The following is a 24,562-nucleotide window of genomic DNA, read 5'->3' as shown; positions in this document are numbered from 1 at the left end:
ATGTACCCCGAACCGGCGCCTTCTCAGCCCAGATCGAGAAGATTGGGCAGACCGAGCCGGTACCGGAAGAGGTCGTGGCGCCTGAGGCCCTCGATCTCCGGGGCGCGGTACATCGGCGTCACCTCGCACCGCTTGTGGTCCGAGCCCACCCGGTCGAGCAGCGCGTTCACGGCCTGGCGGGCCGCGGCGTTGGCGCCCTCCATGGTGGCCAGGTCGATGTCGACGGCCACGTAGTCGCCCGCGAGGAACAGGTTCGGGATCCTCGTCGCGGCCGACGGCCGGTTGTGCAGGGTGCCCACCGGATGGATGAGCAGCTCGTCCTCGTTGGTCGGGTTCGGGCCGCCGATGCCGTCGACGCCCGGATCGAGGAACCACGAGTGCAGCTTGGAGTCGCTCAGGGACGCCTTGCCGGTGTCGTTCAGGGACGCCTTCAGCTGCGCCCACACCTCGCGTGCCACCTCGTCGCGCGTGCACTGCTTGGCCGTCTTGCCGTACAGGATCCCCGGCTTGTCCCACTCGGAGATGTCCACCGACAGACAGTCCACCGCCGTGCCGTCGCCGTAGTCCGCGGGGAAGTCACGGCCCTTCCAGTGCGCGGCCTGCGCGATGCCGGTCAGGGACCAGGGCGAGTCGATGCAGTTGAAATGCCCCTCGACGACGTCGGGCCGCTCCGTCAGATAGAACTGAATGCCCGTCATCCAGTCCGTCTTGAGCTTGTCGCAGCGCGCCAACTGCGGGTCCGCCGCCTTGAGTTCACGGCTCCACGTCCTGCGCGCATGCTCGACCGGCATGGCCTGTACGTAGTGGTCGGCGACGACGTCCTCGCGCTTGCCGTCGGGGTTCTCCACGACCGTCTTCGTGATCCGGCCGCCGCCGTACGCCAGCTCGCGGACCGTCCAGCCGATGCGGAACTCCACGCCCAGCGCCTTCAGATGCGCCACCCACGGGTCGATCCACGCCTCGTTGGTCGGCGCGTTCAGGATGCGGTCCGGCGGGCCGTCCCCGCCCCGCCCCAGCGCGTTGAACACGAACGCCTCGCCGAGCGTGCCGACCGTGCGGGTGCTGGCCTCCTCGGCCTTCGTCGCCACGATGTTGCGCGTCACACCGATCGCGAGGACCCGCTGGTAGTCCTTCGACATCTGCTCGGCGCGCACGAACTCCCACCACGGCGTCGCCTCCCAGTCGTCGTCGCGGCGCTCGTCGCAGCTCGTCAGGAAGACCAGGGCGCGGTTCACGAAGTACGCGACCTCGTGGCCGGGGATGCTGGTGGCCGTGTCCAGGAGGGCCGTGAGGGCGCGGGCGATGTCGTCCTTGTCGAGGTGGGCCGGGTCGCCCGTGTGCTGGGGGATGGGCAGCCGGATGTCCTCGCGGCCGCCGGAGCGGGCGAAGCTCATCTCGGGCGGGCTGATGAGGTTGTCCCAGACGCCGTTCTTGTTCCCCGGGAACGGGATGCGCCGCATGGTGTCCGGCAGGTTGTGATAGATCCCCGGAATGAACCGGAACCCGTGCTCCCCCGGCAGCGGTTTGCGGTTCCCCTTCGCGCTGTTCGGTACGTCCATGCTGCGCGCCTTGCCGCCCAGCGCCCGGCGCTCGTACACGGTGACGGCGAAGCCGCGCTCCACCAGCTCGTGCGCCGCGGTCAGGCCCGCGACGCCGCCGCCGAGCACGGCGACGCGGGGGCTGGCCCCTGGGCCCTTTGCGGCGGCGTGGGCCGGGGTCGGGAGTGCCCCCAGGCCCATCCCCACCCCCAGCGCGGCCGCGCCGCCGACGGTCGCCGTCCGTGCGACGAAAGCCCTGCGGGTGCTCGCCCCACGCGCGCCCGCCTGCGGTTCCGTTTGCCCCATGCCCGTCCCCCTTACCGTCGGTAACTCGATCGTCGGGGCCGGAGCATACGGTTGCTGGCGGGGCGCCGGAAGCGGTGTGGGGTTGTTGGGGGGACGTTGGCGCGATTTCGTCTGCGGGGGTGTGGGGGTGCCCACCGCTACCGCGGCGGGTTTCTCTCCCACCCGCCCACCCGTGACTCTGGGACGCGGGGTGCACCGGGGCTGGGCGTTGGGTGAGGGCTGCGCGAGGGCGTCGGGTTGGGGGAGTGGCTCGGGTGGGTGGGCCTGTGGTGGCGGGTGCGGGTGCGTGCGAGGGCTGATTGCGGTGCGACTGGTCCGAGAGAAATGGGCGGGTGGGTGGGAGACGCCGCCGCGGAGCGGCGGGGTGGGTGGGCAGCAGGGTGCGACTGGTTCGAGGGGGCGGGCGCGCCGGGGTGCAGGGGGCGGTGCGGCTGGTTCGAGGGGGACGGGTGGGCGGGTGGGGAACCCGCCGCGGTAGCGGTGGGGCGGTGGCAGCCGGGTGGGGTCAGGCCGGGGGTGAGCCGAGGACCTCGGTGAGGTCGTATCCGGCGGGCTCCTCCAGCTGGGCGTACGTGCAGGAGTCGGGGGAGCGGTCGGGCCGCCAGGCCCGGAACTGGGCGGTGTGCCGGAAGCGGGCCCCGTTCTCCATGTGGTCGTAGGCGACCTCACACACCCGCTCCGGCCGCAACGGCACCCACGACAGATCCTTCTTCCCGGTCCACCGACTCACCGCCCCCGGCAGCCGCGCACCCTCGTGGGCGGCCTCCTCGGTCCACGCCGCCCACGGATGCCCCGCCACGGACTCCATCCGCAGCGGCTCCAGCTCCGCCACCAGCTCGGCCCGCCGCTTCATGGCGAAGGCCGCGCACACCCCGACGTGCTGCAACGTCCCCCCGTCGTCGTACAGGCCGAGCAGCAGCGACCCCACCACGGGCCCGCTCTTGTGGAAGCGGAAGCCCGCGACGACGCAGTCCGCGGTCCGCTCGTGCTTGATCTTGTACATGAGGCGTTCGTTCGGCCGGTACCGCAGGTCGAGCGGCTTGGCGACGACCCCGTCGAGCCCGGCGCCCTCGAACTCCTCGAACCACCGCTCGGCCACCTCCCGGTCGAGGGTGGCGGGAGCCAGGTGCACGGGCGCGCTCACACCTTCAAGGGCCCTGGCCAGGAGCGCGCGGCGGTCGCTGAGGGCGACGTCGAGCAGCGACTCGTCGAAGAGGGCGAGCAGGTCGAAGGCGACGAAGGACGCCGGTGTGCGCTCGGCGAGCATCCGCACCCGGGACTCCGCGGGATGGATGCGCTCGGTGAGGGCGTCGAATTCGAGCCGCCCCCCGCGCGCGATGACGATCTCCCCGTCGACCACACACCGCTCCGGCAACCGCTCCCGCAGCGCCTCGACCAGCTCGGGAAAGTACCGCGTCAGGGACTTCGTGCCCCGGCTCCCGATCTCGACCTCAGGCCCGTCCCGGAAGACGACGGCCCGGAACCCGTCCCACTTCGCCTCGTACTGCATCCCGGGCGGAATCCGCGCCACGGACTTGGCGAGCATGGGCTTCACGGGCGGCATCACCGGGAGATCCATGGTCCGATTCTGCGGCGCGAAGGGTGATATTGCCCAGTATGCGGCAAATGCCGCACGCGACTACCGTGGCTCGCATGGGCGCCGGAGCGGCGGTGGAGCTTAACGCTGGAGAGCGGCAGGTGCGGCTCTCCAGCCCCGACCGCGTGCTGTTCCCCGAGCGCGGCTTCACCAAGCGGGACCTCGCCGAGTACTTCATCGCCGTCGGCGACGGCATCCTGCGGGCGTTGCGCGACCGGCCGACCACCCTGGAGCGCTACCCGGAAGGCATCGACGGCGAGCACTTCTACCAGAAGCGAGCCCCGAAGAACCTGCCCGACTGGATCCCCACCGGCACCATCACCTTCCCCAGCGGCCGCACCGCCGACGAGATCTGCCCGACCGAGGTCGCCGCCGTCGTCTGGGCCGCCCAGTTCGGCACGTTCACCTTCCACCCGTGGCCGGTCCGCCGCACCGAACCCGACCACCCCGACGAACTGCGCATCGACCTCGACCCGCAGCCCGGTACCGACTACGCCGACGCCGTCCGCGCCGCCCATGAACTCAAGGCGGTCCTGGACGACTTCGGTCTGCGCGGCTGGCCCAAGACCTCCGGCGGGCGCGGCATCCACGTCTTCGTGCCCATCGCGCCGCGCTGGACCTTCGTCGAGGTGCGGCGCGCCGCCATCGCCTGCGGCCGGGAGCTGGAGCGCCGCAATCCGGACGCGGTGACCACCGCGTGGTGGAAGGAGGAGCGCGGCGAGCGCATCTTCGTCGACTTCAACCAGACCGCCCGCGACCGCACCATCGCCTCCGCCTACTCGGTGCGGGCCCGCCCGCACGCCCCGGTCTCGGCGCCGCTGCGCTGGGACGAGATCGACGACGCGGTGCCGCGCGACTTCGACCTCGGCTCCATGCCCGGCCGCTTCGCCGAGGTCGGCGACGTGCACCGGGACATGGACGAGCACGCCTTCTCCCTGGAGGGCCTCCTCGAACAGGCCGACCGCGACGAGCGGGACCACGGCCTCGGGGACCTGCCCTATCCGCCGGAGTACCCGAAGATGCCCGGCGAGCCGAAGCGCGTCCAGCCGAGCCGCGCCCGGCACGACGACGACTGACGCACGCGGGGCCCTCTCCGCGTACGAAGAGGGCCCCGCGCTCGACTCACGCGCTGTTACAGCTCCTTGATCCGGATGTCCCGGTACGACACCACGTCCGTGACGCCGTGGACCTGGAGCCCGATGTACCCGGAAGCGAAGCGGCGGCCGTCCGTGCCGGGGTCGTCGCCGCGCGGCGGCTCGAAGAGCTGGCCGCCGGTGTTGTCGAACTCGTTCAGCAGGACGCCGTTGCGGAACACCGAGTACTTCTGGTCGACCACGCGGATCTCGTAGTCGTTCCAGGTGCCCTTGGGCGTCACGCCCGCGCCCGCGAGACCGACGCGGTCGAAGCCGTACACCGAGCCGGTCTTGTACATGTCGCCGTCAGGACGGTCGAGCACCTGCACCTCGTGGCCGTACTTGATGGCGACCCACTCCGGACGTGACTCCTCCGGGTGGTCGTGGACCTGCGGGAAGCGTACGAACACACCGGAGTTGGCGTTCCCGGCGGCCGGGGCGTCGTCGCGCCACTGGAGCTTCAGCGAGAAGTCCCCGTACTTGCGCTCGGGGAACCACAGCATGCCGAGGCCGTTCTTCGTGGTGCCCGAGGTCATCGACCCGTCGGCGTTCAGGCCGAACGAACCGCCGCCCACGTGGCTCCACTTGGCGAAGGACTTCTGCGTGCCGTCGAAGAGGTGACGGTAGCCCTCGGTCTGGCCCGGCTTGCCGATGCCCGACTGCTTCGCCGCCTTGTTGATCTTGTTGTACTCGCGCTGGTCGATCTCGGCGGTCTTCTTGAGCCGGTCCGTGACGGTCTTGACGTGCTTGAGGAACAGCGCGTGCGACGACCAGTCCTTCTCATCCTCGACCAACTCGCCTATGCGGCAACGGTTGTTGGTGACGCGGTTCGGGATCCCTGTGTCGACGGTGCCGACGAAGACCGTCAGTCGCTCGTCGTACTCAGGGCAGTTGGGGCCTGGAACCCCGCCGCCCTCGTCGACCGTGAACGCCACCGACTTCGCGGGCGCGGTGTTGCCCGCCTTGTCGCTCGCCCGGTACGCCACGGTGTGCCGCCCGACGCGGTCCACGACCACCGGCGCCGCGTACGCCACGTAGGGGCCGCCGTCGAGGGAGTACTCGACCTTGTCCACGCCCGAGCCGGAGTCGGTCGCGGTGACCGTCACCTTGGCCCTGCCGATGTAGGCGCCGTCCGAGTTCTTGTCGCCCTCGACCTTCGCGGAGGTCTCCGGCGGCGTCTTGTCCTCGGTCGGCGGCGCCACCACTGTGAACTCGACCGCCTTCTCCGCAGCCACGTTCCCGGCCTTGTCCGAGGCGCGGTAGCGCACCTTGTGGCTGCCCACCTCATGGACCATCACCGGTGTCGTGTACGGCTGCCAGTCGCCCGCACCGATCGCGTACTCGACCTTGTTCAGGCCCGAGCCCGCGTCGGACGCCGTCACCGTGACCGTCGCCATGCCCAGGTACTGGCCCTGGCCGTTCTGCTCACCGCTGACCGTCGCCGACGTCTCCGGCGGGGTCTTGTCGTCGGTCGGCGGCGCGACGACCTTGAAGTCGACCGCCTTCTCCGCCGCCACGTTGCCCGCCTTGTCGGACGCCCGATAGCGGATCTTGTGCGTGCCGACCGTGTTCACGACCACGGGCGCGGTGTACGGCTGCCAGGGGCCGTCGGCCCCGACCGCGTACTCGACCTTCTCGACGCCCGAGCCGCCGCTCTCGTCGGTCGCCGTCACCGTGACCGTCGCCGAACCGACGTACGCGCCGTCGGAGTTGGTCGCCCCGTCCACCTTCGCCTTAGTCTCCGGCGCGGTGGTGTCCTCGCCGCCGCCCTCGGTCACGATCAGGATGCCCTGCATCGCGCCGTGGCCGGGGATGGTGCAGTAGTAGCGGTAGCGGCCCGGCTTGAGGGTGACCTCGGCCGTGTGCTTGCCGCCCTTGTCGTCGCCCGGGTTGGCGAGGATGTTCAGCGGGACGTCGTTGTTGTACTCCGGGTCGGAGACGTCGAACGTCAGCGTGTGCGGCATGCCGGTGGTGTTGCCGGTGGCCACGCTGTTCTCGAAGACGATCGTCGTCTTGCCCGCGACCGCCGTCGTCGGCGCGGACTTGTACTTGGAGATGTCGTTGTCGGCCGTCCAGGTGAGGGTCTGCTGCTCCGCGGCGAGCCCGGTGTCGTCGGGGCGCGCGCTGGCCGCCGATGTCAGGCCGACCGCCATCAGGAACGCGGCGAGCAGCGCCGTCCAAAGTCTGCCGCGGCCGCGGCCCTGGTGCACGGATCTCACGGATCGCACGGATCTCATCGGCTCGCCTTCCTCGCCAGGTCGGAGGCGGCCGGAGTGGCCGCGCCGCCCTTGTACGTCACGCGCCACAGCGCCGACTTGGCGTCCGAGGTGAAGAAGCCGCGCCCGTAGTCCAGGACGTACAGCGAGCCGTCCGGCGCGAACTTCCAGTCCATGAGGTTCTTGATGTTGTCGTTGCCCACCGGAATGATCTTCTTGAGCGATTCGGCGTGCACCGGCAGACCGCCCTTGCCGACGGTCTTGGGGTCGGTGAGCACCGCGTGCCGCGGCTGGTCGCCGTCGTAGAAGTCCCCGACGAACCACTTGCCGTCCCAGTACGACGGCCACTTGTCCGCGCTCGTGCTCTGTGCGTCGTAGCGGTAGACCGGGCCGTTCATCGTGGCCTGGCCGCCGCCCTTGAGCCACGGCAGGAGCTGCTTCTGCTCCTCCGGCTTGTAGCTGGGGACGCCGTTCGCGTCGCGCGGGTAGTCGATGCCGCCGCCCTGCGGCGAATACCAGATGGTGTTGGGCTCGGCCGGCGGGATCTTCACCAGGCCGTCGTTGTTGGGCGACTCGTTGCGCAGGTTCTTGCAGTCGTACCAGCCGAGCGGCTTGCTCGGGTCGGGCAGATTGCGGTCGCGGTAGGGCTGGTTGTTGCCCATGCAGTACGGCCAGCCGCGGTTGGAGGCGTGCGTGATGGCCGCGAACGTGTCGTACTTCGCCGGGCCCCAGGTCGTCGACGGCTGACCGGCGTCGGGGCCGACCCACCCGGCGTACAGGGTGTCGGTCTTCTTGTCGACGAAGATGCGGGCGGGGTTGCGCACGCCCATCACATAGATCTCGCCGCGCGTCTTGCCGCCGCCCTCGTCCGGCTCCTTGCCGGTGAAGAGGTTGCCCTCGGGCAGGGTGTACGTGCCGTCGGGCTCGGGGTGGATGCGCAGGATCTTGCCGTTGAGGTTGTTGGTGTTGCCCGCGGTGCGGCGGGCGTCGGCGAAGGAGACGCCCTTGAAGTTGGGCTGCGGGTTGTTGCCCGAGTAGCCGTCGCTGAAGCCGGAGGAGTTGTTGTCACCCGTCGCGATGTACAGGTTGCCCTTGGAGTCCCAGGACATCCCGCCGCCCGAGTGGCAGCAACTGTGCACCTGTACCGGCCACTTGAGGAGCACCTTCTCGCTGCCCATGTCCAGCTTCTCGGTGGCCCGGTCGAAGGTGAAGCGGGAGACGTACCGCTCGGCCATGTGCGTGTCGCGGTTGAGCTGCGAGTGCGGTGTGTAGTGCAGGTACACCCAGCCGTTCTGCTCGAACCTCGGGTCCAGCTCGATGCCGAGCAGCCCTTCCTCGACCTTGATCAGCTCACCGCCGCCGCCCTTGTTGCCGAAGACGGTGAGCGCCCCGGCCAGGGTCGACTTCTTGGTCTTCGGGTCGTAGACGTGGATCTCGCCCTTGCCCTTGCCGATGTCGGGGTTGTTCCAGTCGGTGACGACCGGCTGCGAGGAGTCGGCGCCGCCGCGGCCGATGTAGAACACCCGGCCGTCGGGGGCCGTGACCAGGCCGTGCGGCTCGCCGATCTGGTCGTTCTGGCCCGGCTTGTTGGGCTGGGTCAGGCGCTCGGCCTTGTAGTTGGCGTTGATGGTCGCCTTGCAGTCGGCGCGGGCGATGCGGGTCGTCCACAGCAGGGCGCCGCGCAGATGGCCGCGGAAGTCCGCCTCGTCGTAGGCGTCCGCCGTGCCGCCCATGCCGGTGTAGAAGGACCGGCCGCCGTCGTAGTCACGGCACCAGGACACCGGGTGGTCCGCGCCGTTCGCGCCCTCGCCCGGCTTGTACGTCGCCTCGCGGACGCGGGCTACTGTGTGCACGTTGCCTGAGGGGTGGGTCTCCCAGTTGAGCCACTTGTCGGGGCGCTTCCACTCCAGGGGCAGGTCCTTGGTGGCGGGGTTCTCGCGGTCGCCGACCTCGACGGTGGCGCGCTGGACGGCGGCGGGGCTCGCGTCCTTGGGGCGGGCGCCGACGAGTCCGGTGAACCAGGACGAGTAGGGCTCCGCGCGGGCCGCGTCGTGCAGCCCGAGGAAGCCGCCGCCGGCCTCCATGTAGGCCTCGAGGCCCGCCTCCTGCTCGGCGTCGAGGACGTCGCCGCCGCCGGTCACGAACGTCACCGCGTTGAACTTGCCGAGCTTCTTGGCGTTGGTGAACACGGCCGGGTCGTCGGTGGCCGTCACCGTGAACCGCTGGTCGGCCGGGCCGGATTGGCCGATCTTCTCGATGGCGGCGATGGCCGCGTCGACGACCGGGGACTCGTCGCCACCGGCGGCCGAGCCGTAGAAGGCGAGCACACGCACAGTGGCGCTGCCCGGGGGAGCGGGCAGCGCGCGTGACATCGTTGTCTTCATCGCCTCCGCGTCGGGAGGCGGTTCGGGAAAGGGCCGCGCGGTCGCGGCGGGGCCCGTGAGGAGGCCGGCGGCGACGGCTCCCGCGGCCAGGACGGCCGCCCAGGCGCGGCGCTTGGATCTGTGTCTGGTTCTGCCCAACCCTCGTACGGTTGGCGGCGTTTGATGCGGTGTCATCCGCATGAGTACACCCACCCATCGTCGGTCACGGCTACGGCGTATACCTCAACTGCGCGGAGGAGGCCAGCCCTCCATCGATGGCTGGCGCCGACGAAGCTAGCCCTCTTTTGACGGCTAGCCAATAGCTACGACATCACTTCGTGCGACCTTTGTCCTGCGTGTGGATAAACCGGAGCGCTGCCGCTAGCGTGTGGCCGGAATCCGGTGCCTCGGGTGCCCCGACCGTGTCCGTACGTAGCGTCAGTTTCCGTATATGAGTGGGGAGTTCGCCATGGACAGACGGAGCTTCAACCGCCGGATGCTGGCCGGGGGAGCGGCGGCCACCGTGGGCGTGACATCGTTGTCGGTGATGGCCGCGGACTCCGCGGCCGACGCCCCGCGCGCCGTCGATCCGCCGAAGACGGCCCCCGCGGGCGGCGAGGTGCGCCGCATCAAGATGTACGCCGAGAAGCTTCCCGACGGGCAGATGGGCTACGGCCTGGAGAAGGGCAAGGCCACCATCCCCGGCCCGCTGCTCGAACTCAACGAGGGCGACACCCTGCACGTCGAGTTCGAGAACACCACGGACGTCGACGTCAGCCTGCACGTCCACGGCATGGACTACGAGATCTCCAGCGACGGCACGAAACACACCAAGTCCCAGGTGGCGCCCGGCGGCAAACGCACCTACACCTGGCGCACCCACGCCCCGGGCCGCCGCAAGGACGGCACCTGGCGCCCGGGCACCGCCGGTTACTGGCACTACCACGACCACGTGGTCGGCACCGAGCACGGCACGGTCGGGGTGCGCAAGGGTCTCTACGGCGCGGTGATCGTGCGCCGCAAGGGCGACATCCTGCCCGACCAGACCTGCGTCGTCGTCTTCAACGACATGCTGATCAACAACAAGCCCGCACACTCCGGGCCCAACTTCGAGGCCACGGTGGGCGATCGGGTCGAGTTCGTGTCGATCACCCACGGCGAGTACTACCACACGTTCCACATCCACGGTCACCGCTGGGCCGACAACCGCACCGGCCTGCTCACCGGCCCCGACGACCCCAGCCAGATCCTCGACGACAAGATCACAGGCCCCGGCGACTCCTTCGGCTTCCAGGTGATCGCGGGCGAGGGGGTGGGCGCCGGGGCCTGGATGTACCACTGCCATGTGCAGAGCCACTCCGACATGGGGATGGTCGGGCTGTTCCTGGTGAAGAAGCCGGACGGCACGATTCCGGACTACGAGCCGCACCATCCGCACGCGAAGGCGGAGAAGAAGTCGGGCGGGGACAAGGCCGATGGGAAGAAGGCCGACGGGGCCAAGTCCGGCGCCGCCGAGCCCGGTGGGGGAAGCGCGGACCACTCGCACCACTGACGCCGGTGCCGCGGGCGTCTCAACGCCGCGCGTGGCGGATCTTCAGCCGTCCCATCCCCATGGTCCCGGTGATCCGGATCGTCGGTCCGCCACCGGGGCGGGCGCCGGGACCGGCCTTGTACAGCGTGTCCTTCCAGACGGAGCTCAGTCCCTCAAGGTCCACGACGGCGTCGCGCGGCACCGTGATCCTGGCCCCGCCCGTGCCGAGGTTCAGCTCGATGTCGACCACGGAGTGCTCGAAGACCGCCTGGGACAGGTCCAGGCGCACCCGGCCGAGCGCGGAGTGGACCTTGAGGGTGCGCGGCACCCGCCAGGCGCCGCGCCGCCGGATCCGTCCGGTGGCGGCGGCGATCGTGGAGGTGGTGCCCGGGTCCTCCGCGGGGAGCGAGCCCAGGGCCGACGCGATGTCGTCGGGCGTCTCGGCGGTGAGCACCCGCTGAAGGTGTGCGTCCATCTCCTCGTGCGAGATGTGCCCTTCGGCGTACGCCTCCTGCAGGCGCCGCACGGCCGTGTCACGGTCGTCCTCGCGGACGCGGGCGGACGGGTTCTCACGTTCGGAGGTCACCGTCGCACTCTAGTGCCCGCGACGTACGGCGTGCTCAGCCGCTGTCGGCGGCGGTCTCCCGCGTCACAGGCGGCGAGCGACCCGCCAGGCCCGGGGCTATCCTGATCGGCAACCGTCGACGAGGAGTTCCGAGGTGCCCCAGGCAGCAGCGCGTCCCACGCTGGAGGCCGTGGCCGCGCGGGCCGGGGTGTCGCGGGCGACGGTGTCGCGCGTGGTGAACGGCGACGCCGGGGTGCGCGAGGCGCTCGCGGAGAAGGTCCGGCGCGCGGTGCGGGAACTCGGCTACGTCCCCAACCGCGCCGCCCGCAGTCTCGTCACCCGGCGCCACGACGCCGTCGCCGTGGTCATCGCCGAGCCCGAGACCAGGGTGTTCGCAGACCCGTTCTTCGCGCGCCAACTGCGCGGCATCAGCAAGGAACTGACGGCACGTGATGTCCAGTTGGTGCTGCTCCTGACGGAGGGCAGGGACGATCACGAACGCGTCGGACGCTATCTCGCGGGCGGCCACGTCGACGGCGCCCTCGTCTTCTCGCTGCACCTGGACGACCCGCTGCCCGGCATCATCCACAGCGCGGGACTGCCCACGGTGTTCGGCGGGCGGCCGGGCTGGACGGGCGGCGCGGGCAGCGTCCGCTACGTCGACTGCGACAACCGCGGCGGTGCCCGCCAGGCCGTACGCCACCTCACCGGCCTCGGCCGCGGCCGCGTCGCCCACATCACAGGACCCCTCGACCAGACCTCCGCCGTCGACCGCCTCGACGGCTACCACGACGTCGTACCCGAAGGCGATCCACGGCTGGTCGCCGAGGGCGACTTCACCCCCGCGGGCGGCGAACGCGCGATGCGCGTGCTCCTGGACCAATGCCCCGACGTGGACGCGGTCTTCGCCGCGAACGACCTGTCGGCGGCCGGGGCGTTGCGCGTGCTGCGTGAGTCCGGGCGGCGGGTGCCCGAGGACGTGGCGGTCGTCGGCTTCGACGACATGCTGCCGCTGGCCGAGCAGGCGGACCCGCCCCTGACGACGGTGCGCCAGGACATCGAGGAGATGGGGCGCCTGATGGCGGCGATGCTGCTGCGCGGCCAAGGGCAGGGCCAGGGGCAGCCGCAGGCCGGGGCCTCGGACACCCCGGGCGGCGCGGCGACTCCGGGGGAGGCCGCGCGCGTGGTGCTGCCCACGGCACTCGTACGCCGGGAATCCGCCTAGCGGGGGCGGGCACCGGAAGGAACTGCCCGCCCCCTGAAGCGCGCCTGGCGGCCGCTACGCGCCGACCGACACCGTGAACCTCCGTGGGTTCCCGTCGTGCGCCGCCCCCGACACGTCCGGCTGGCCGTCCGGACGGACGTCGTCGTAGGGGAAGGCGTACCCGATGGGCGAGTTGGCGTGCACGACGCGGGCCCAGTGGTTGGTGACGTCGCCGCGGTAGTAGTCACCGGACGTCGTGCCGTTGGGCTGCGAGGGGTGGGTCAGCATGATGCTGCGGTTGAAGCCGGCGGCGAGGCGGGCGAGGAGGCCCTTCTTGTCGTCGGAGTCGTTCGGGTTGTTGGTGAACGGGCCGTGGTTGCAGGTGAAGATGTCCTTGGAGGAGGGCTTCGCGAAGGTGTGGCCCCCTTCGAAGGTGAGGGTGTCCCCGCTGACCCGGCCGACGCGCACGCCCCGGCCGCCCTGGAGGTCGATCCGCAGGTCGGTGGACCGGTACTTGTCCCAGACCTGGTCGACGTAGCCCTTGAAGAGGTCGCGGAAGGGCATCTGGTCGGGGCGGTCGAAGTACGGGGCCATGAGGTTCTGCGGCGAGATGACCCGCAGCACGCCGCCGTCACCGCGGATCACCAGCTTGTCCCAGGGCTGCCCGTCCTTGCCCGCCTGCGCCACCAGATCGGCGGCGATCTTGTCGACGGCGCCGTTCGGCAGCGGCGCGACGGTGTGCGTGGCGTCGCCCGCCAGGGTCAGGCCGATGGGCAGCGCGGTCACCAGGTCGACGTAGCTGATGTTCGCGTACAGCTGGGTGCTGTTGAAGGTGAACTCGCAGAACGACCACGTGCGGCCGTAGTTCGGGTCCTCCTTGGTGGCGAAGGCGGGCTCGACGAGGCTCGGGCCCGGATTGAGGAAGAAGTCCAGCTTGTCGTCGCGGACGAAGTAGACGCGGGCGCCGTACATCTGAGGCAACGTCAGAACCTTGGGGGCCGAGCCCGCCGCGCCGAGGGGGATGGCGCAGTCCACCGGCAGCGGCGTCTGCGGGGCCGACGGCGACTCGGGGCGGTAGACCCCGCCGTCCGGCTTGAGCAGCAGCCAGCGGTCGGTGCCCGGCTCGTGCCCGGTGACGTACGCGCGGACCTGGCCCGGCAGGGACTTGTTCTGCAGGGCGAGTTCGCAGGTAGCGGGCGCGGCGTCGGCGCGCGGGCTGAGCGCGCTGCCCCAGGCGGGGTAGGTGAGGGCGCCCGCGGCGGCCGCGGACGACGTCAGGAACACTCTGCGCGAGATCACGGAAATTCTCTCCTGGCTGGAATGTGGGGGGAGTTGAGCAGGAGTGGGGCCCGGGCGCGGGGTGGTGCGTCGACGTGCCCCCACTGTTGCCGCGGTGAAAACGCGGCGTCAAGAGGTGTGGCTGAGAGCGCTCTCAGAATCTTGTCCGGGTTCACAAGGTGATGACGGGCGGGTGCAGAGGGTGACGGAAAGCGCCCCGGTGGCGCGGCGGGCGGTGACGGTGCGTGCCGGGGCCCGGCCGCCGCGCGCGGATTGTCAGTGCCCGGTGGAAGACTCGGAGGCGAAGGTTCGGTGAGACGACAGGCACGACGAAGGAGTCGATCATGCTCAGTGATCTCACGCTCACCGGTGCCCCGGTCTGGGTCGACCTGGGCACCACGGACATCGACGGCGCGGCCGCCTTCTACCGCGCGGTCTTCGGCTGGGACTTCGAGAAGGGCGGCGAGGACGTCGGCGGGTACGGCACGTTCCGGCTCGGCGGCAGGACCACCGCGGGCGGCATGACGGTCACCCCCGAGACGGGCGCCCCCGCCTGGTCGCTGTACTTCTGCACGCCCGACGCGGACGCCACCGCCAAGCAGGTCGAGCAGGCCGGCGGCCGCACCCTCTGGGAGCCCACGGACGTCCTCGACCTCGGCCGCATGGCGGGCTTCGCCGACTCGGGCGGCGTCGCCTTCTCCGTCTGGCAGCCGGGCCGGAACAAGGGCCTGGAGCTGGCGAACGAGCCCGGCGGACTGATCTGGACCGAGCTGTACACCCCGGACATCGAGGCGGGCGCCGCGTTCTACGGCACCGTCTTCGGCTGGAAGACCGTCACCCAGCCCTTCGAGGGCGGGTCGTACACCATGGTGTATCCCGCCGACGGCACCCCGGACGACCTGTTCGGCGGCCTGTGGCCGCTGGACCAGGACCCGGTCGAGCAGGAGGCCGGGGTGTACTGGATGCCGTACTTCCAGGTGGCCGACATCGACGCGGTCGTGGCGAAGGCGCGGACGAGCGGCGGCACGGTCCGGGCCGAGCGGATGGACCTCGCGGGGGTGGGCGCCTTCGCGAAGCTCGCCGATCCGTACGGCGCGCGGTTCGCGCTGATGCAGCCGGAGCCGCAGCAGGGCTGAGGCAGACCGGGAGCGGAGCCTCAGGGCGCCTTCGGGCGCGGGTCGCGGGGCCGGTGGCAGCCGGTCCCGGGGCGCTCGGCGCGCCGCGTTGAGCGAACGTTGATCGCTTGTTTCGCGCCGTCCAGCACGATCAAGGCATGCACTATGACACCGCTTTGACCGAGCCCGAACTCGCCTGGCAGGAGCAGGCGCTGTGCGCGCAGACCGGGCCCGACTTCTTCTTCCCCGAGCCGGGCAGCTCGGTGCGCGAGGCCAAGCGCATCTGCCTCCTGTGCGACATGCGCGAGACCTGCCTCACGTACGCGCTCGACAACGACGAGCGGTTCGGGGTCTGGGGCGGGCTCTCCGAGAAGGAACGGCAGAGCCTCCGCCGCGACCAGGCCTGAGACCGCGGCGCGTCCCGGCGCTAGGCGTAGCTCACCTCGACCCGCCGCGTGCCCTCGGGGACATGGACGTCGTCGCCGCTCACCGGCAGGTCGCGGCCGTCCGCCGACGCCGACCGCACGTTGCCGAAGCGGCACGGGTAGACGTACCGGACCCGCTCCGGGGCCCGGGTGATCTCCACGGTCACCGTGCGCGCGCCCGCGTCGTGGGTGAGCCGGTAGCCGAAGGGCGCGCCGAACAGCGTCGGCGCGTCCTCGACGGTCACCGACTCGCCGTCCGGCACCCAGTGCGGACGCACGCCCGGGGCGATGTACACATGCGGGTCGCGGTCCTCGTCGGCCTCGAAGAACAGGATGTCGCGGAGCAGCAGCAGATACTCCGCGGCGGCCCAGCCGTGCGGGATGTCCCCCATGTACCAGTGCCGGTGGGGGACTTCGGTGAAGCCCGACGCCACGGGGAACGCGTGCTGCTCGTTCCACGCGCCGAGCGCCACCGCCCGGTCGTCGAGGCGCACCATGGAGGCGGCCACGGCCCAGCCGAGCAGCGCGTCCATCCGCGCCGGGTCCCCGGCGAGCAGATACGCGTGCGCCAACTGCGTGGTCAGATAGGGGCCGTAGGCGTTCCAGGCCGCCTCGTGCCGGAAGCCGCCCGTCACGAACCGCCCGTACATGGTGTCGAGGGTCCAGCGCGCCGCCCGGTCGACGTCGTCACCGAGCTTGTTGCCCATGTGCAGGCGCAGCGGATGGAAGTACGCCGCCGCGCCGATCATCGTCGAGTCGCGCCGCCCGACGTCGCCGGGCCCGGTCGGGATGTACGTCTCCCACTCGCCGCGCCGCCGCTGCTCCGCGAGGACCCAGCGGATCGACGCCGCCGTGGCCTGCTTCAAGTCGTCGAAGGCGGCCCAGAGTTCCCGTACGTCCGGGGTGCCGAGGCGCTCGGCGAGACGCGCCGCCTCGTACAGGCCCGCGAGGCCCCACAGGTCGTCCCAGTAGTGCGGCTTGTCGCGCTCGCCCAGGTGCTCGGCGCTCCAGCCGCTGTGCAGCAGGCCGTTGCCGTCCCGGTTGTCGCGCAGCCAGCGGGCGCCGTCGATGACGTACGGCGTGTACAGCTTCGCGCCGAACGCGGCGGCGCGGCCCGCCGTGCGGTCGTAGCGGCCGATCGCCCACAGCGCCTGGCCGTTGCTGTCCCACTCGTGGTCGTCCCGCTCGTGCGGCCCGCCGTAGAAGCCGTACTCCGCGCACGGACCGATCCGGCCCGTGCCGCGGTTGAACCGCCCCGGATAGTGCGTGCCCAACTGGTGCTCCGCGAGCGCCGCGTCCCCCACCAGGGAACACGCCGTCGCCTCCACCGAGGAGTCACGGATCCAGAACGAGTCGTACACCGTCGGACCCGGGTGGATCTCCCCGTGGTCGGAGAGGACGAGCAGCTGCGAGCGCGCCTGCCGGAACAGGTCCGTCAAGTGGCCCACCGGGCCGGGCAGGAGGGGCTGCACGCCCTGCCCGATGAGCTTCGCCGCCCAGAACGCCCGGTTGGCCTCCGCGAGGTCGGCGGCGGGCGTGGCCCGGAGCTCGGCGAGGTCGCCCGCCCCGCTGTACAGGTCGACGGGGAGGCGCACGTCCACCTCGAACGTCTCGTCGCCCGCGATCCGGAACGGCCACGCGAACGCGGCGCTGCACAACCCGGCCACCTGGTCCTGCGCCTGCGTCGCGGCGTTCAGCTTGCCGCTGACGGCCAGGTCGTGGAACGGGCTGCGCGCCAGATACGTGGCCGGGTCGAGCGAGAAGTCCGGGTTTCCGTACACCCCGTGGTACGCGGGTGCCGTGTCGAACGCCGGACCCCAGCCGCTGTTCGTCTCCACCCGCGCCTCGTCGGGCAGGTACCGCAGGAACGTCAGCCTCCGGTCGGTGCCGGAGGGGTCGCGGCGGTCGTGCCGCTGGAAACCGCTCGGCCCCGCGGGCAGCACGGCGGCGCACAGCCAGCCCTCGCGCGGCGTCCCGCCGGGACCCGTGACGCTCAGCCGGGTCACCGTGAGGTCCCGCTGCCGCGCCCCGACCGGCACCGCGAACGTCCGCTGTGTGAAACCGAGGCCGTCCTTCGCGCGGAACGTGGTCACGACCTCCGGCACATGCGGCGCCTCCATGCGCTGCGTGACCGTGCCGCACTCCGCGAGCTGCGGCACACCGACGGTGCCCGTCGCCGGGTCGTACAGGAAGAACGCCAGGCAGTACTTGTCGTACACCGGCTCGATCTCCCCGGCCTGCCCGATCAGGGACTCCTGGCGGTGGTCCTTGACGCCCACCATGTGCCAGTAGCGGTAGAGCGCGTTCGAGGAGAAGGCGGCCTCCCGCGACTCGTACGTGCCCGAGTCGAAGTCGTCGCTCCAGCGCCGGAAGGCGGTCTGCGCCCACCAGGGCACGGGGTACGGCACCCGTGCCCGGTCCGCCCAGCTGCGCCACATGACCTCGTAGAACATCCACTCATGGGTCCGTGCCACTTCCGTGCACCCCCTGCGGTCGACGGCGGCTGTGTCCGTCCGCCCAACTCCGACCAACATGGCACCGCGGGGAGGGGCCGTAAACGGCCCGGGCTCAGCCCCGCGCGGCCATGCGCGCCTTGCGGGCGGCGAGGCGCTCGTCGAACTTCGAGGCCTCCGCGTCCAGACCGCCCATGAAGAGGCCGAGCTCCTCCTGGGCGCGGGCGCCCTCGGGGCCGAGCCCGGGGACCTCCATGACCTTGAGGAAGCGCAGCACCGGCTGCAGCACGTCGTCGTGGTGGATGCGCAGGTTGTAGACCTCACCGATGGCCATCTGCGCGGCGGCGCGCTCGAAGCCGGGGATGCCGTGTCCGGGCATGCGGAAGCCGACGACGACGTCCCGCACGGCGCACATCGTGAGGTCGGGGGCGAGGTCGAAGGCGGCCCGGAGCAGGTTGCGGTAGAAGACCATGTGCAGGTTCTCGTCGGTCGCGATGCGCGCCAGCATCCGGTCGCAGACGGGGTCGCCGGACTGGTGGCCGGTGTTGCGGTGGGAGATCCGCGTGGCCAGCTCCTGGAAGGCCACGTACGCCACGGAGTGCAGCATCGAGTGCCGGTTGTCCGACTCGAAGCCCTCGCTCATGTGCGCCATGCGGAACTGCTCGAGCTGGTCGGGGTCGACGGCGCGGGACGCGAGGAGGTAGTCACGCATCACGATGCCGTGACGGCCTTCCTCGGCGGTCCAGCGGTGCACCCAGGTGCCCCAGGCGCCGTCGCGGCCGAAGAGCGAGGCGATCTCGTGGTGGTAGCTCGGGAGGTTGTCCTCGGTGAGCAGGTTCACCACGAGGGCGATGCGGCCGATGTCCGTGACGGGCGACTGCCCTTTGTCCCAGGCCTCGCCGTCCTCGAAGAAGCCGGGGAAGTTCCGGGCGTCGGAGAACGGCACGTACTCGTGGGGCATCCAGTCCTTGGCGACGGCCAGGTGCCGGTTGAGCTCCTTCTCGACCACTTCTTCCAGGGCGTACAGGAGCCGGGCGTCGGTCCAGGTGTCCGTGCTGCCGAGGTGGGAAGGGGTGATCGTCACGGGGGCTCCTGGGGACGGGAGGCGGAGGGGGGAGGGGTGCGGTGCGCGGGGGGAGCCACGGCACCGCGAGCGGTTTACCTACGGCATCGTAGGTTACGTTCCCGTAGGTTAAGCCCTCCGTAAAGAGCCCCCCAAACCGGGGTCGGGCGGAACCCCCGGGTCCGGTGTCAGCGCACCGCGTTCCCGGGCGCCCCCACCGACCGCCGCAGATGCTCCGCCGTGTGCGATCCCCGCGCCCCGAGCAGCTCCCGCGGCGTCCCCTCGAAGACGACCCGCCCGCCGTGCTTGCCGCCGTCGGGCCCCAGGTCGATCACCCAGTCCGCGCGCTTGACGACGTCCAGGTTGTGCTCGACGACGAGCACGGTGTTCCCGGCGTCGACGAGCCGGTCCAGCATGGCGAGCAGTCCGTCCACGTCGGCCATGTGCAGACCGGTCGTCGGTTCGTCGAGGACGTAGGTGGTGCCGGTCCGGTGCAGCTGGGTGGCGAGCTTGATGCGCTGGCGCTCGCCGCCGGACAGCGTGGACAGGGGCTGCCCGAGGGTGAGGTAGGTCAGGCCGACGTCGCGCAGGGCGTGCAGCCGGCGCCGTACCGCCGCGTCGGGGAAGTCCGCGAAGAAGGCGAGTGCCTGCTCGGCGGTCATGTCCAGGAGATCGACGACGGAGCGCCCGCCCACGGTCAGCCGCAGCACCTCGTCCTTGAAGCGCCTCCCCTCGCAGGACTCGCACGTCGTGGTGACCGGGTCCATGAAGGCCAGGTCGCTGTAGATGATCCCACGGCCCTGGCAACTCTCGCACGCGCCCCGGGAGTTGAAGCTGAACAGACCGGGCTCGGTGCCCGTCCGCTTCGCGAAGAGCGCCCGGATCCGGTCCATGATCCCCAGATACGTCGCCGGCGTCGACCGCCCCGAGATGCCGATGGACGACTGGTCGACGGCCACGGCGTCGGGGTGCTGCTCGATGAAGGCGCGGGACACCAGCGTGCTCTTGCCGGAGCCCGCGACCCCGGTGACGGCCGTGAGCACCCCGGTGGGCACCCGCACGCTCACGTCCTTGAGGTTGTGCAGATCGGCCCCCTTGATCCACTCGTCCCCGACCGGATCGCGCGGGTGCTCCTTGACGCCGCTGGTGCGGCGCAGACAGCGGCCCGTGAGGGTGTCGGCGGCCCGCAGCTCCTCGGGGGTGCCCTCGAACACGACGAGGCCGCCGTCGCTGCCCGCGGCCGGGCCCATGTCGACGACGTGGTCGGCGAGGGCGATCACGTCCGGGTCGTGCTCGACGACGAGCACGGTGTTGCCCTTGTCGCGCAGCCGAAGCAGCAGGTCGCCGAGGCGCCCCACGTCCCGCGGGTGCAGGCCGACGCTCGGCTCGTCGAAGATGTACGTCATGCCGGTGAGGCTGGAGCCCAGGTGGCGCACCATCTTCAGGCGCTGGCCCTCGCCGCCGGAGAGCGTGGACGTCTCGCGGTCCAGGCTCAGATAGCCGAGGCCGATCGCCTCGATCCGTTCGAGCGCGGCGACGGCGGCCCCGGCGATCGGTCCGGCCACCGGGTCGTGGATCCGGCCGAGCGCCGCGATCAGGTCGGTGACCTCCATGCGCGTGCAGTCGGCGATGGACAGGGCGCCGATGCGGGTGGCGAGCGCGGCCCGGTTCAGGCGGGCGCCGTCGCAGGCCGGGCAGTGGCCCTCGACGAGGAAGGGCTGCACCGTGTCGCGGGTCTTCTGGGACATCGCCGACAGGTCGCGGTGCAGATACAGCCGCTCGAAGCGGTCGGCGAGGCCTTCGTAGACGGTGGGGTGGGAGCCGCCGGCGGTGTCGACGGTGACCTTGGCGGCCTGCGCGCCGCGTCCGCCGCCGCGCATCAGGAACTGCCGTTCCGCCGCGGTGAATTCACCGACCGGCTTGTGCGTGTCGAGGTCGGTGGTGTTGGTGTACGTCTGGCCCTGCCAGGTCCCGGCGGCGAACGGCGGGAACAGGACCGCGCCGCCCGCAAGGGACTTGGTGGGGTCCAGGATGCGGTCGTAGTCGGGCCGCACCGTGCGGCCGAGTCCGGCGCACTCGGGGCACATGCCGCTGGGGTCGTTGAACGAGTACGCGGTGGCCGGGCCCGCGCTCGGGGTGCCGTGCCGCGAGAACAGGACCCGCATCACCGAGTAGATGTCGGTCATCGTGCCGACGGTGGAGCGGGAGTGGCCGCCGATCGGCTTCTGGTCGACGACGATCGCGGGCGCGAGGTCCTCGATGGCGTCCGCGTGCGGCCGCTCGTACTTCGGCAGCCGGTTGCGGATGAACCAGGTGAACGTCTCGTTGAGCTGGCGCTGCGACTCGACGGCGATCGTGTCGAAGACGACCGACGACTTCCCGGACCCGGACACCCCGGTGAAGACCGTCAGACGGCCCTTCGGGATGCGCAGGTCCACCTCCTTCAGATTGTTCTCACGGCCTTTGCTGATGGTGATGTGCTGGTGGTCCGACGCCGGGTGCGGTGGGTGACTGGCTGCTCGCATACACGCGAAGCTAGCCGGGATACCCGACAGCCTCTGTCGTGTTTTACGCGGCGTCTTCGGACGTTCCGCCGGTTCCGCCGGTTCCGCCGGTCCCGTCGGGCTCGTCGGCGAACCCGTTGGTGATGACGTCCGCGATCGCGTCGATTCCGTTCACCTCCTTCAGCTCGCCGTCGAGCACCAGCCAGCGTGTGATGCCGATCGACTCCAGGAACGGCAGGTCGTGGCTGGCGACGATCAGCGCCCCCTCGTAGCTCTCCAGAGCCGTCGAGAGCTGCCGGACGCTCGCCATGTCGAGGTTGTTCGTCGGCTCGTCGAGCATCAGGAGCTGTGGCGCGGGCTCGGCGAGCAGCAGCGCGGCGAGCGCCGCCCGGAACCGCTCGCCCCCGGAGAGGGTCGCGGCCCGCTGGTCGGCCTTCGCGCCCTTGAAAAGGAAGCGGGCCAGGCGCGCCCGGACCCGGTTGTTCGTGGCGTCCGGCGCGAACCGGGCGACGTTCTCGGCGACGGTCAGCTCTTCGTCGAGTACGTCGAGACGCTGCGGCAGGAAACGCAGCGGGACGTGCGCCCGCGCCTCCCCGCCGAGCGGTTCGAGTTCGCCGCTGATCGTCCTGAGCAGCGTCGTCTTGCCCGCGCCGTTGCGGCCGACGAGCGCGATCCGCTCGGGTCCGCGCAGATCGAACCCGCCCTTCACGCGCGCTCCGTAACGGAGCGTCAGGTCCAGGAGCGTCAGGACGGTGCGACCCGGCGGGACCGCGGTGTACGGCAGGTCGACGCGGATCTCGTCGTCGTCCCGCACCGCCTCGACGGCGTCGTCCAGGCGCTCCTTGGCCTCGCTCAGCTTCTCCTCGTGCATGATGCGGTGCTTGCCCGCGGACACCTGGGCGGCGCGCTTGCGGGCTCCCATCACGATCTTCGGCTCGCGCTTCTGATCGTTCATCTTCTGGCCGTACCGCTTGCGGCGGGCCAACTTGACCTGGGCGTCGACCAGTTCGCGCTTCTGCTTGCGCAGGTCGGACTCGGCGACGCGCACCATGCGCTCGGCCGCCTCCTGTTCGACGGCGAGCGCCTCCTCGTACGCGCTGAAGTTGCCTCCGAACCAGGTGACTTCGCCGTCGCGCAGGTCGGCGATCTGGTCGACGCGGTCGAGCAGCTCCCGGTCGTGGCTGACCACGACGAGCACACCGGACCAGGCGTCGACAGCCGCGTACAGGCGCCGGCGGGCGTGCAGGTCGAGGTTGTTGGTGGGCTCGTCGAGCAGCAGGATGTCGGGCCTCTGCAGGAGCAGCGCGGCCAGGCGGAGCAGCACCGACTCGCCGCCGGACACCTCGCCCGTGGTGCGGTCGAGGCCGATGTGGCCGAGGCCGAGCTGGTCGAGGGTCGCCGCGGCGCGCTCCTCGACGTCCCAGTCGTCGCCGACGGCGGTGAAGTGCCGCTCGCTCGCGTCGCCCGCCTCGATGGCGTGCAGGGCGGCGCGGGTCGCGGCGATGCCGAGCACCTCGTCCACGCGCAGGGTGGTGTCCAGGGTGACGTTCTGCGGCAGGTAGCCGACGTCGCCCGCGGTGCGGACGGTGCCGTCTCCGGGCGTCAGTTCGCCCGCGACCAGCTTCAGGAGGGTCGACTTGCCCGAGCCGTTGCGGCCGATCAGACCGGTCCTGCCGGGGCCGAACGCGGCCTGGAAGCCGTCGAAGACGCCGGTGCCGTCGGGCCAGGCGAAGGCGAGCGACGTGCAGGTGATGGAGGTGGTGGGGGACTTGGGGGACGCGGACATACGGGCCTCGCGGTTGCTTGTGGTGCGGCGGGTGTGGGCAACTCGTGCGGGACACCGCGAGGGTCGTGTGTGCGTCGGCCCGCGGCCGGGGCGCCGGGGATGCCGGGCCGGACGTCGGGAGGCGGTCACGCCGGGGGCCGGAAAGGAAGAAGGCCCGGTGCCGGAACGGACGGCTCGTACGCCGAGGTCGCACACATCGTGCGCAGCGGGGAACTCACGACAAGCGGTGAGTCCGTCGTCAGCTGCGACGCGGTGTCTCAAGACCTCAGACGAGCAACGTCCTTCTCCATTCGACGGCAACAGAACCGCTATACACCGTAGAAGCGGTGCGGGGGTCTGTCAACGGGCTTTTCGGCGAGCGGGCCGCACCGGTGCTGTTGAGTTCCTGCTCCGGGCGGCTTCCGTCACCAGCGTGCCGGGCCGGACGGCCGCCGCGCAAAGAGTTTTCGCGCGGTGGCCGTCCTGGGCGCCGACGGTGGGGGCACGCCGCTGGGGTCGGCGGTGCGGTCGGCGGAGCGGCCGCCGGTGGGGCCGACGGAGCGGGCGCCGGTCATGTCGGATTTCCGCCAGACCTCGCCCCGCGCCCCTGCTTGAGTACCGCCCATGACGAACCAGCACGCCACCGCGATCGCCTTCCGCGCCCTGCACACCCCCGGCACCCCGCTCGTCCTGCCCAACGCCTGGGACCTCGCGAGCGCCCGCGTCGTCGAGTCGGCCGGCGCCGCGGCCATCGCCACCACCAGCGCGGGCCTCGCCTGGTCCCTCGGCGCCGCCGACGGCGACCGGCTGCCCCGGGACCGGGCGCTCGCCGCCGTCGCCGCCATCACGGCCGGGGTCGACGTGCCGGTGACCGCCGACATCGAGAGCGGCTACGCCGAGGACGCGGCGGGCGTCGCGGACACCGTGCGCGCCGCCCTCGCCGCCGGGGTGGTGGGCGTGAACATCGAGGACGCGCTGTACGGGGCGGCCGAGCCGCTGCGGCCCCTCGCCGAGCAGGCGGAGCGGATCGCGGCCGCGCGCGAGGGCGCCGACGCGGCGGGCGTGCCGCTGTTCGTGAACGCGCGCGTCGACACCTATCTGAGGGGCGTCGGCGAAGGTCCCGATGCCCGGCTCGCGCTGACCCTGGAGCGGGCCGCCGCGTTCCTCGCCGCGGGCGCGGACGGGGTCTTCGTGCCCGGCGCGGTGGCTCCGGACACGGTCAAGGCACTGGTCGAGGGCGTCGACGGGCCGCTGAACGTGATGGCGGGTCCGGGCGCCCCGACGGTCGCGGAGCTCGCCGGTCTCGGCGTCGCGCGCGTCAGCGTCGGCTCGGGCATCGCGCAGGCGGTGCACGCCCTGGTCCGCGGGGCCGCGCGGGAACTGCTGACCGAGGGGACGTACGCGTCGCTCGCGGGCGGGCTCGACTACGGGGAGCTCAACGGCCTTCTCGGCCGCTGAGGCGGGCCGCGGGAGCGGCGGGGACGGCGGGAGTACGGCGGGCGGCGA

Annotated in this window: 16 protein-coding genes; 6 read left to right on the top strand and 10 right to left on the bottom strand. The window is 71.4% G+C overall.

Translation table 11 applies throughout. The features are described from left to right. Positions 1 to 23 precede the first annotated feature (23 nt). Together ACFVHO_RS21365 and ACFVHO_RS21360 are read right to left on the bottom strand one after the other, a co-directional pair. Positions 24 to 1,844 (bottom strand): FAD-dependent oxidoreductase, encoded by a 1,821-nt coding sequence (locus ACFVHO_RS21365; protein ID WP_385716734.1) that lies wholly within the window; start codon positions 1,842 to 1,844, stop codon positions 24 to 26. Positions 1,845 to 2,349: 505 nt separating this feature from the next. Beyond that, complete coding sequence (locus ACFVHO_RS21360) at positions 2,350 to 3,423, bottom strand: ATP-dependent DNA ligase (protein ID WP_385716731.1); 1,074 nt, start codon at positions 3,421 to 3,423, stop codon at positions 2,350 to 2,352. A gap of 74 nt (positions 3,424 to 3,497) precedes the next feature. Here ACFVHO_RS21360 and ligD point away from each other — a divergent pair, with 74 nt between their 5' ends. Next, positions 3,498 to 4,517, top strand: a complete 1,020-nt coding sequence (gene ligD, locus ACFVHO_RS21355; RefSeq protein WP_385716728.1) for a non-homologous end-joining DNA ligase — start codon at positions 3,498 to 3,500, stop codon at positions 4,515 to 4,517. 56 nt (positions 4,518 to 4,573) lie between these two features. Here ligD and ACFVHO_RS21350 read toward each other — a convergent pair whose 3' ends face one another. Together ACFVHO_RS21350 and ACFVHO_RS21345 are read right to left on the bottom strand one after the other, a co-directional pair. Continuing rightward, on the bottom strand, positions 4,574 to 6,811 hold the full coding sequence (locus ACFVHO_RS21350; RefSeq protein WP_385716725.1) for an OmpL47-type beta-barrel domain-containing protein: 2,238 nt from the start codon (positions 6,809 to 6,811) through the stop codon (positions 4,574 to 4,576). Further along, a complete protein-coding gene (locus ACFVHO_RS21345; RefSeq protein WP_385716723.1) occupies positions 6,808 to 9,354 on the bottom strand; it encodes a ThuA domain-containing protein in 2,547 nt (848 codons plus the stop codon). Before ACFVHO_RS21345 ends, ACFVHO_RS21350 begins: the two co-directional genes overlap by 4 nt. 268 nt (positions 9,355 to 9,622) lie before the next feature. Between ACFVHO_RS21345 and ACFVHO_RS21340 the strand changes: the two genes are divergently transcribed. Next, positions 9,623 to 10,705: a multicopper oxidase domain-containing protein gene (locus tag ACFVHO_RS21340; protein ID WP_385716720.1), complete on the top strand. Its 1,083-nt coding sequence runs from the start codon at positions 9,623 to 9,625 to the stop codon at positions 10,703 to 10,705. A 19-nt stretch (positions 10,706 to 10,724) separates the two neighbouring features. On the opposite strand, the gene ACFVHO_RS21335 is transcribed toward ACFVHO_RS21340, so the two are convergent. Beyond that, positions 10,725 to 11,270 carry a DUF1707 domain-containing protein gene (locus ACFVHO_RS21335; protein WP_385716717.1) on the bottom strand — a complete coding sequence of 182 codons (546 nt, stop codon included), beginning with the start codon at positions 11,268 to 11,270 and terminating at the stop codon, positions 10,725 to 10,727. Positions 11,271 to 11,403: 133 nt separating this feature from the next. Here ACFVHO_RS21335 and ACFVHO_RS21330 point away from each other — a divergent pair, with 133 nt between their 5' ends. Next, on the top strand, positions 11,404 to 12,474 hold the full coding sequence (locus ACFVHO_RS21330; protein ID WP_385716714.1) for a LacI family DNA-binding transcriptional regulator: 1,071 nt from the start codon (positions 11,404 to 11,406) through the stop codon (positions 12,472 to 12,474). 54 nt (positions 12,475 to 12,528) lie between these two features. Here the strand turns inward: ACFVHO_RS21330 and ACFVHO_RS21325 are convergent, their stop codons facing one another. After that, positions 12,529 to 13,752, bottom strand: a complete 1,224-nt coding sequence (locus ACFVHO_RS21325; RefSeq protein WP_385716711.1) for a glycoside hydrolase family 64 protein — start codon at positions 13,750 to 13,752, stop codon at positions 12,529 to 12,531. A gap of 323 nt (positions 13,753 to 14,075) precedes the next feature. Between ACFVHO_RS21325 and ACFVHO_RS21320 the strand changes: the two genes are divergently transcribed. Continuing rightward, entirely contained in the window at positions 14,076 to 14,867 is a 792-nt protein-coding gene (locus ACFVHO_RS21320; RefSeq protein WP_385716708.1) for a VOC family protein, read from the top strand. A gap of 137 nt (positions 14,868 to 15,004) precedes the next feature. Beyond that, complete coding sequence (locus tag ACFVHO_RS21315) at positions 15,005 to 15,253, top strand: WhiB family transcriptional regulator (RefSeq protein ID WP_385716705.1); 249 nt, start codon at positions 15,005 to 15,007, stop codon at positions 15,251 to 15,253. A 20-nt stretch (positions 15,254 to 15,273) separates the two neighbouring features. Here ACFVHO_RS21315 and ACFVHO_RS21310 read toward each other — a convergent pair whose 3' ends face one another. From ACFVHO_RS21310 to ACFVHO_RS21295, 4 genes are all read right to left on the bottom strand, one after another. Further along, complete coding sequence (locus tag ACFVHO_RS21310; RefSeq protein WP_385716702.1) at positions 15,274 to 17,745, bottom strand: hypothetical protein; 2,472 nt, start codon at positions 17,743 to 17,745, stop codon at positions 15,274 to 15,276. Between the two features lie 94 nt (positions 17,746 to 17,839). Further along, positions 17,840 to 18,808: an acyl-ACP desaturase gene (locus tag ACFVHO_RS21305; RefSeq protein ID WP_385716699.1), complete on the bottom strand. Its 969-nt coding sequence runs from the start codon at positions 18,806 to 18,808 to the stop codon at positions 17,840 to 17,842. A gap of 167 nt (positions 18,809 to 18,975) precedes the next feature. Beyond that, a complete protein-coding gene (locus ACFVHO_RS21300; protein ID WP_385716696.1) occupies positions 18,976 to 21,312 on the bottom strand; it encodes an ATP-binding cassette domain-containing protein in 2,337 nt (778 codons plus the stop codon). Positions 21,313 to 21,355: 43 nt separating this feature from the next. Beyond that, positions 21,356 to 23,077 (bottom strand): ABC-F family ATP-binding cassette domain-containing protein, encoded by a 1,722-nt coding sequence (locus ACFVHO_RS21295; RefSeq protein WP_385716693.1) that lies wholly within the window; start codon positions 23,075 to 23,077, stop codon positions 21,356 to 21,358. Positions 23,078 to 23,680: 603 nt separating this feature from the next. Here ACFVHO_RS21295 and ACFVHO_RS21290 point away from each other — a divergent pair. Continuing rightward, complete coding sequence (locus tag ACFVHO_RS21290) at positions 23,681 to 24,514, top strand: isocitrate lyase/phosphoenolpyruvate mutase family protein (protein WP_385716690.1); 834 nt, start codon at positions 23,681 to 23,683, stop codon at positions 24,512 to 24,514. The last annotated feature ends 48 nt before the right edge of the window (positions 24,515 to 24,562 follow it).

Source organism: Streptomyces sp. NPDC127108 (assembly GCF_042677545.1).
In the GTDB taxonomy this organism is placed as follows: Bacteria; Actinomycetota; Actinomycetes; order Streptomycetales; family Streptomycetaceae; genus Streptomyces.
The sequence above is the reverse complement of the archived record's forward strand: the minus strand, read 5'-3'. Positions and strand labels throughout refer to the sequence as shown.

Coding starts and splice junctions, on each gene's coding strand:
- ACFVHO_RS21300 (WP_385716696.1), bottom strand. CDS start 21,312: ATGCGAGCAGCCAGTCACCCACCGCACCCGGCGTCGGACCACCAGCAC.
- ACFVHO_RS21350 (WP_385716725.1), bottom strand. CDS start 6,811: ATGAGATCCGTGCGATCCGTGAGATCCGTGCACCAGGGCCGCGGCCGC.
- ACFVHO_RS21360 (WP_385716731.1), bottom strand. CDS start 3,423: ATGGATCTCCCGGTGATGCCGCCCGTGAAGCCCATGCTCGCCAAGTCC.
- ACFVHO_RS21295 (WP_385716693.1), bottom strand. CDS start 23,077: ATGTCCGCGTCCCCCAAGTCCCCCACCACCTCCATCACCTGCACGTCG.
- ACFVHO_RS21290 (WP_385716690.1), top strand. CDS start 23,681: ATGACGAACCAGCACGCCACCGCGATCGCCTTCCGCGCCCTGCACACC.
- ligD (WP_385716728.1), top strand. CDS start 3,498: ATGGGCGCCGGAGCGGCGGTGGAGCTTAACGCTGGAGAGCGGCAGGTG.
- ACFVHO_RS21320 (WP_385716708.1), top strand. CDS start 14,076: ATGCTCAGTGATCTCACGCTCACCGGTGCCCCGGTCTGGGTCGACCTG.
- ACFVHO_RS21315 (WP_385716705.1), top strand. CDS start 15,005: ATGCACTATGACACCGCTTTGACCGAGCCCGAACTCGCCTGGCAGGAG.
- ACFVHO_RS21345 (WP_385716723.1), bottom strand. CDS start 9,354: ATGCGGATGACACCGCATCAAACGCCGCCAACCGTACGAGGGTTGGGC.
- ACFVHO_RS21340 (WP_385716720.1), top strand. CDS start 9,623: ATGGACAGACGGAGCTTCAACCGCCGGATGCTGGCCGGGGGAGCGGCG.
- ACFVHO_RS21365 (WP_385716734.1), bottom strand. CDS start 1,844: ATGGGGCAAACGGAACCGCAGGCGGGCGCGCGTGGGGCGAGCACCCGC.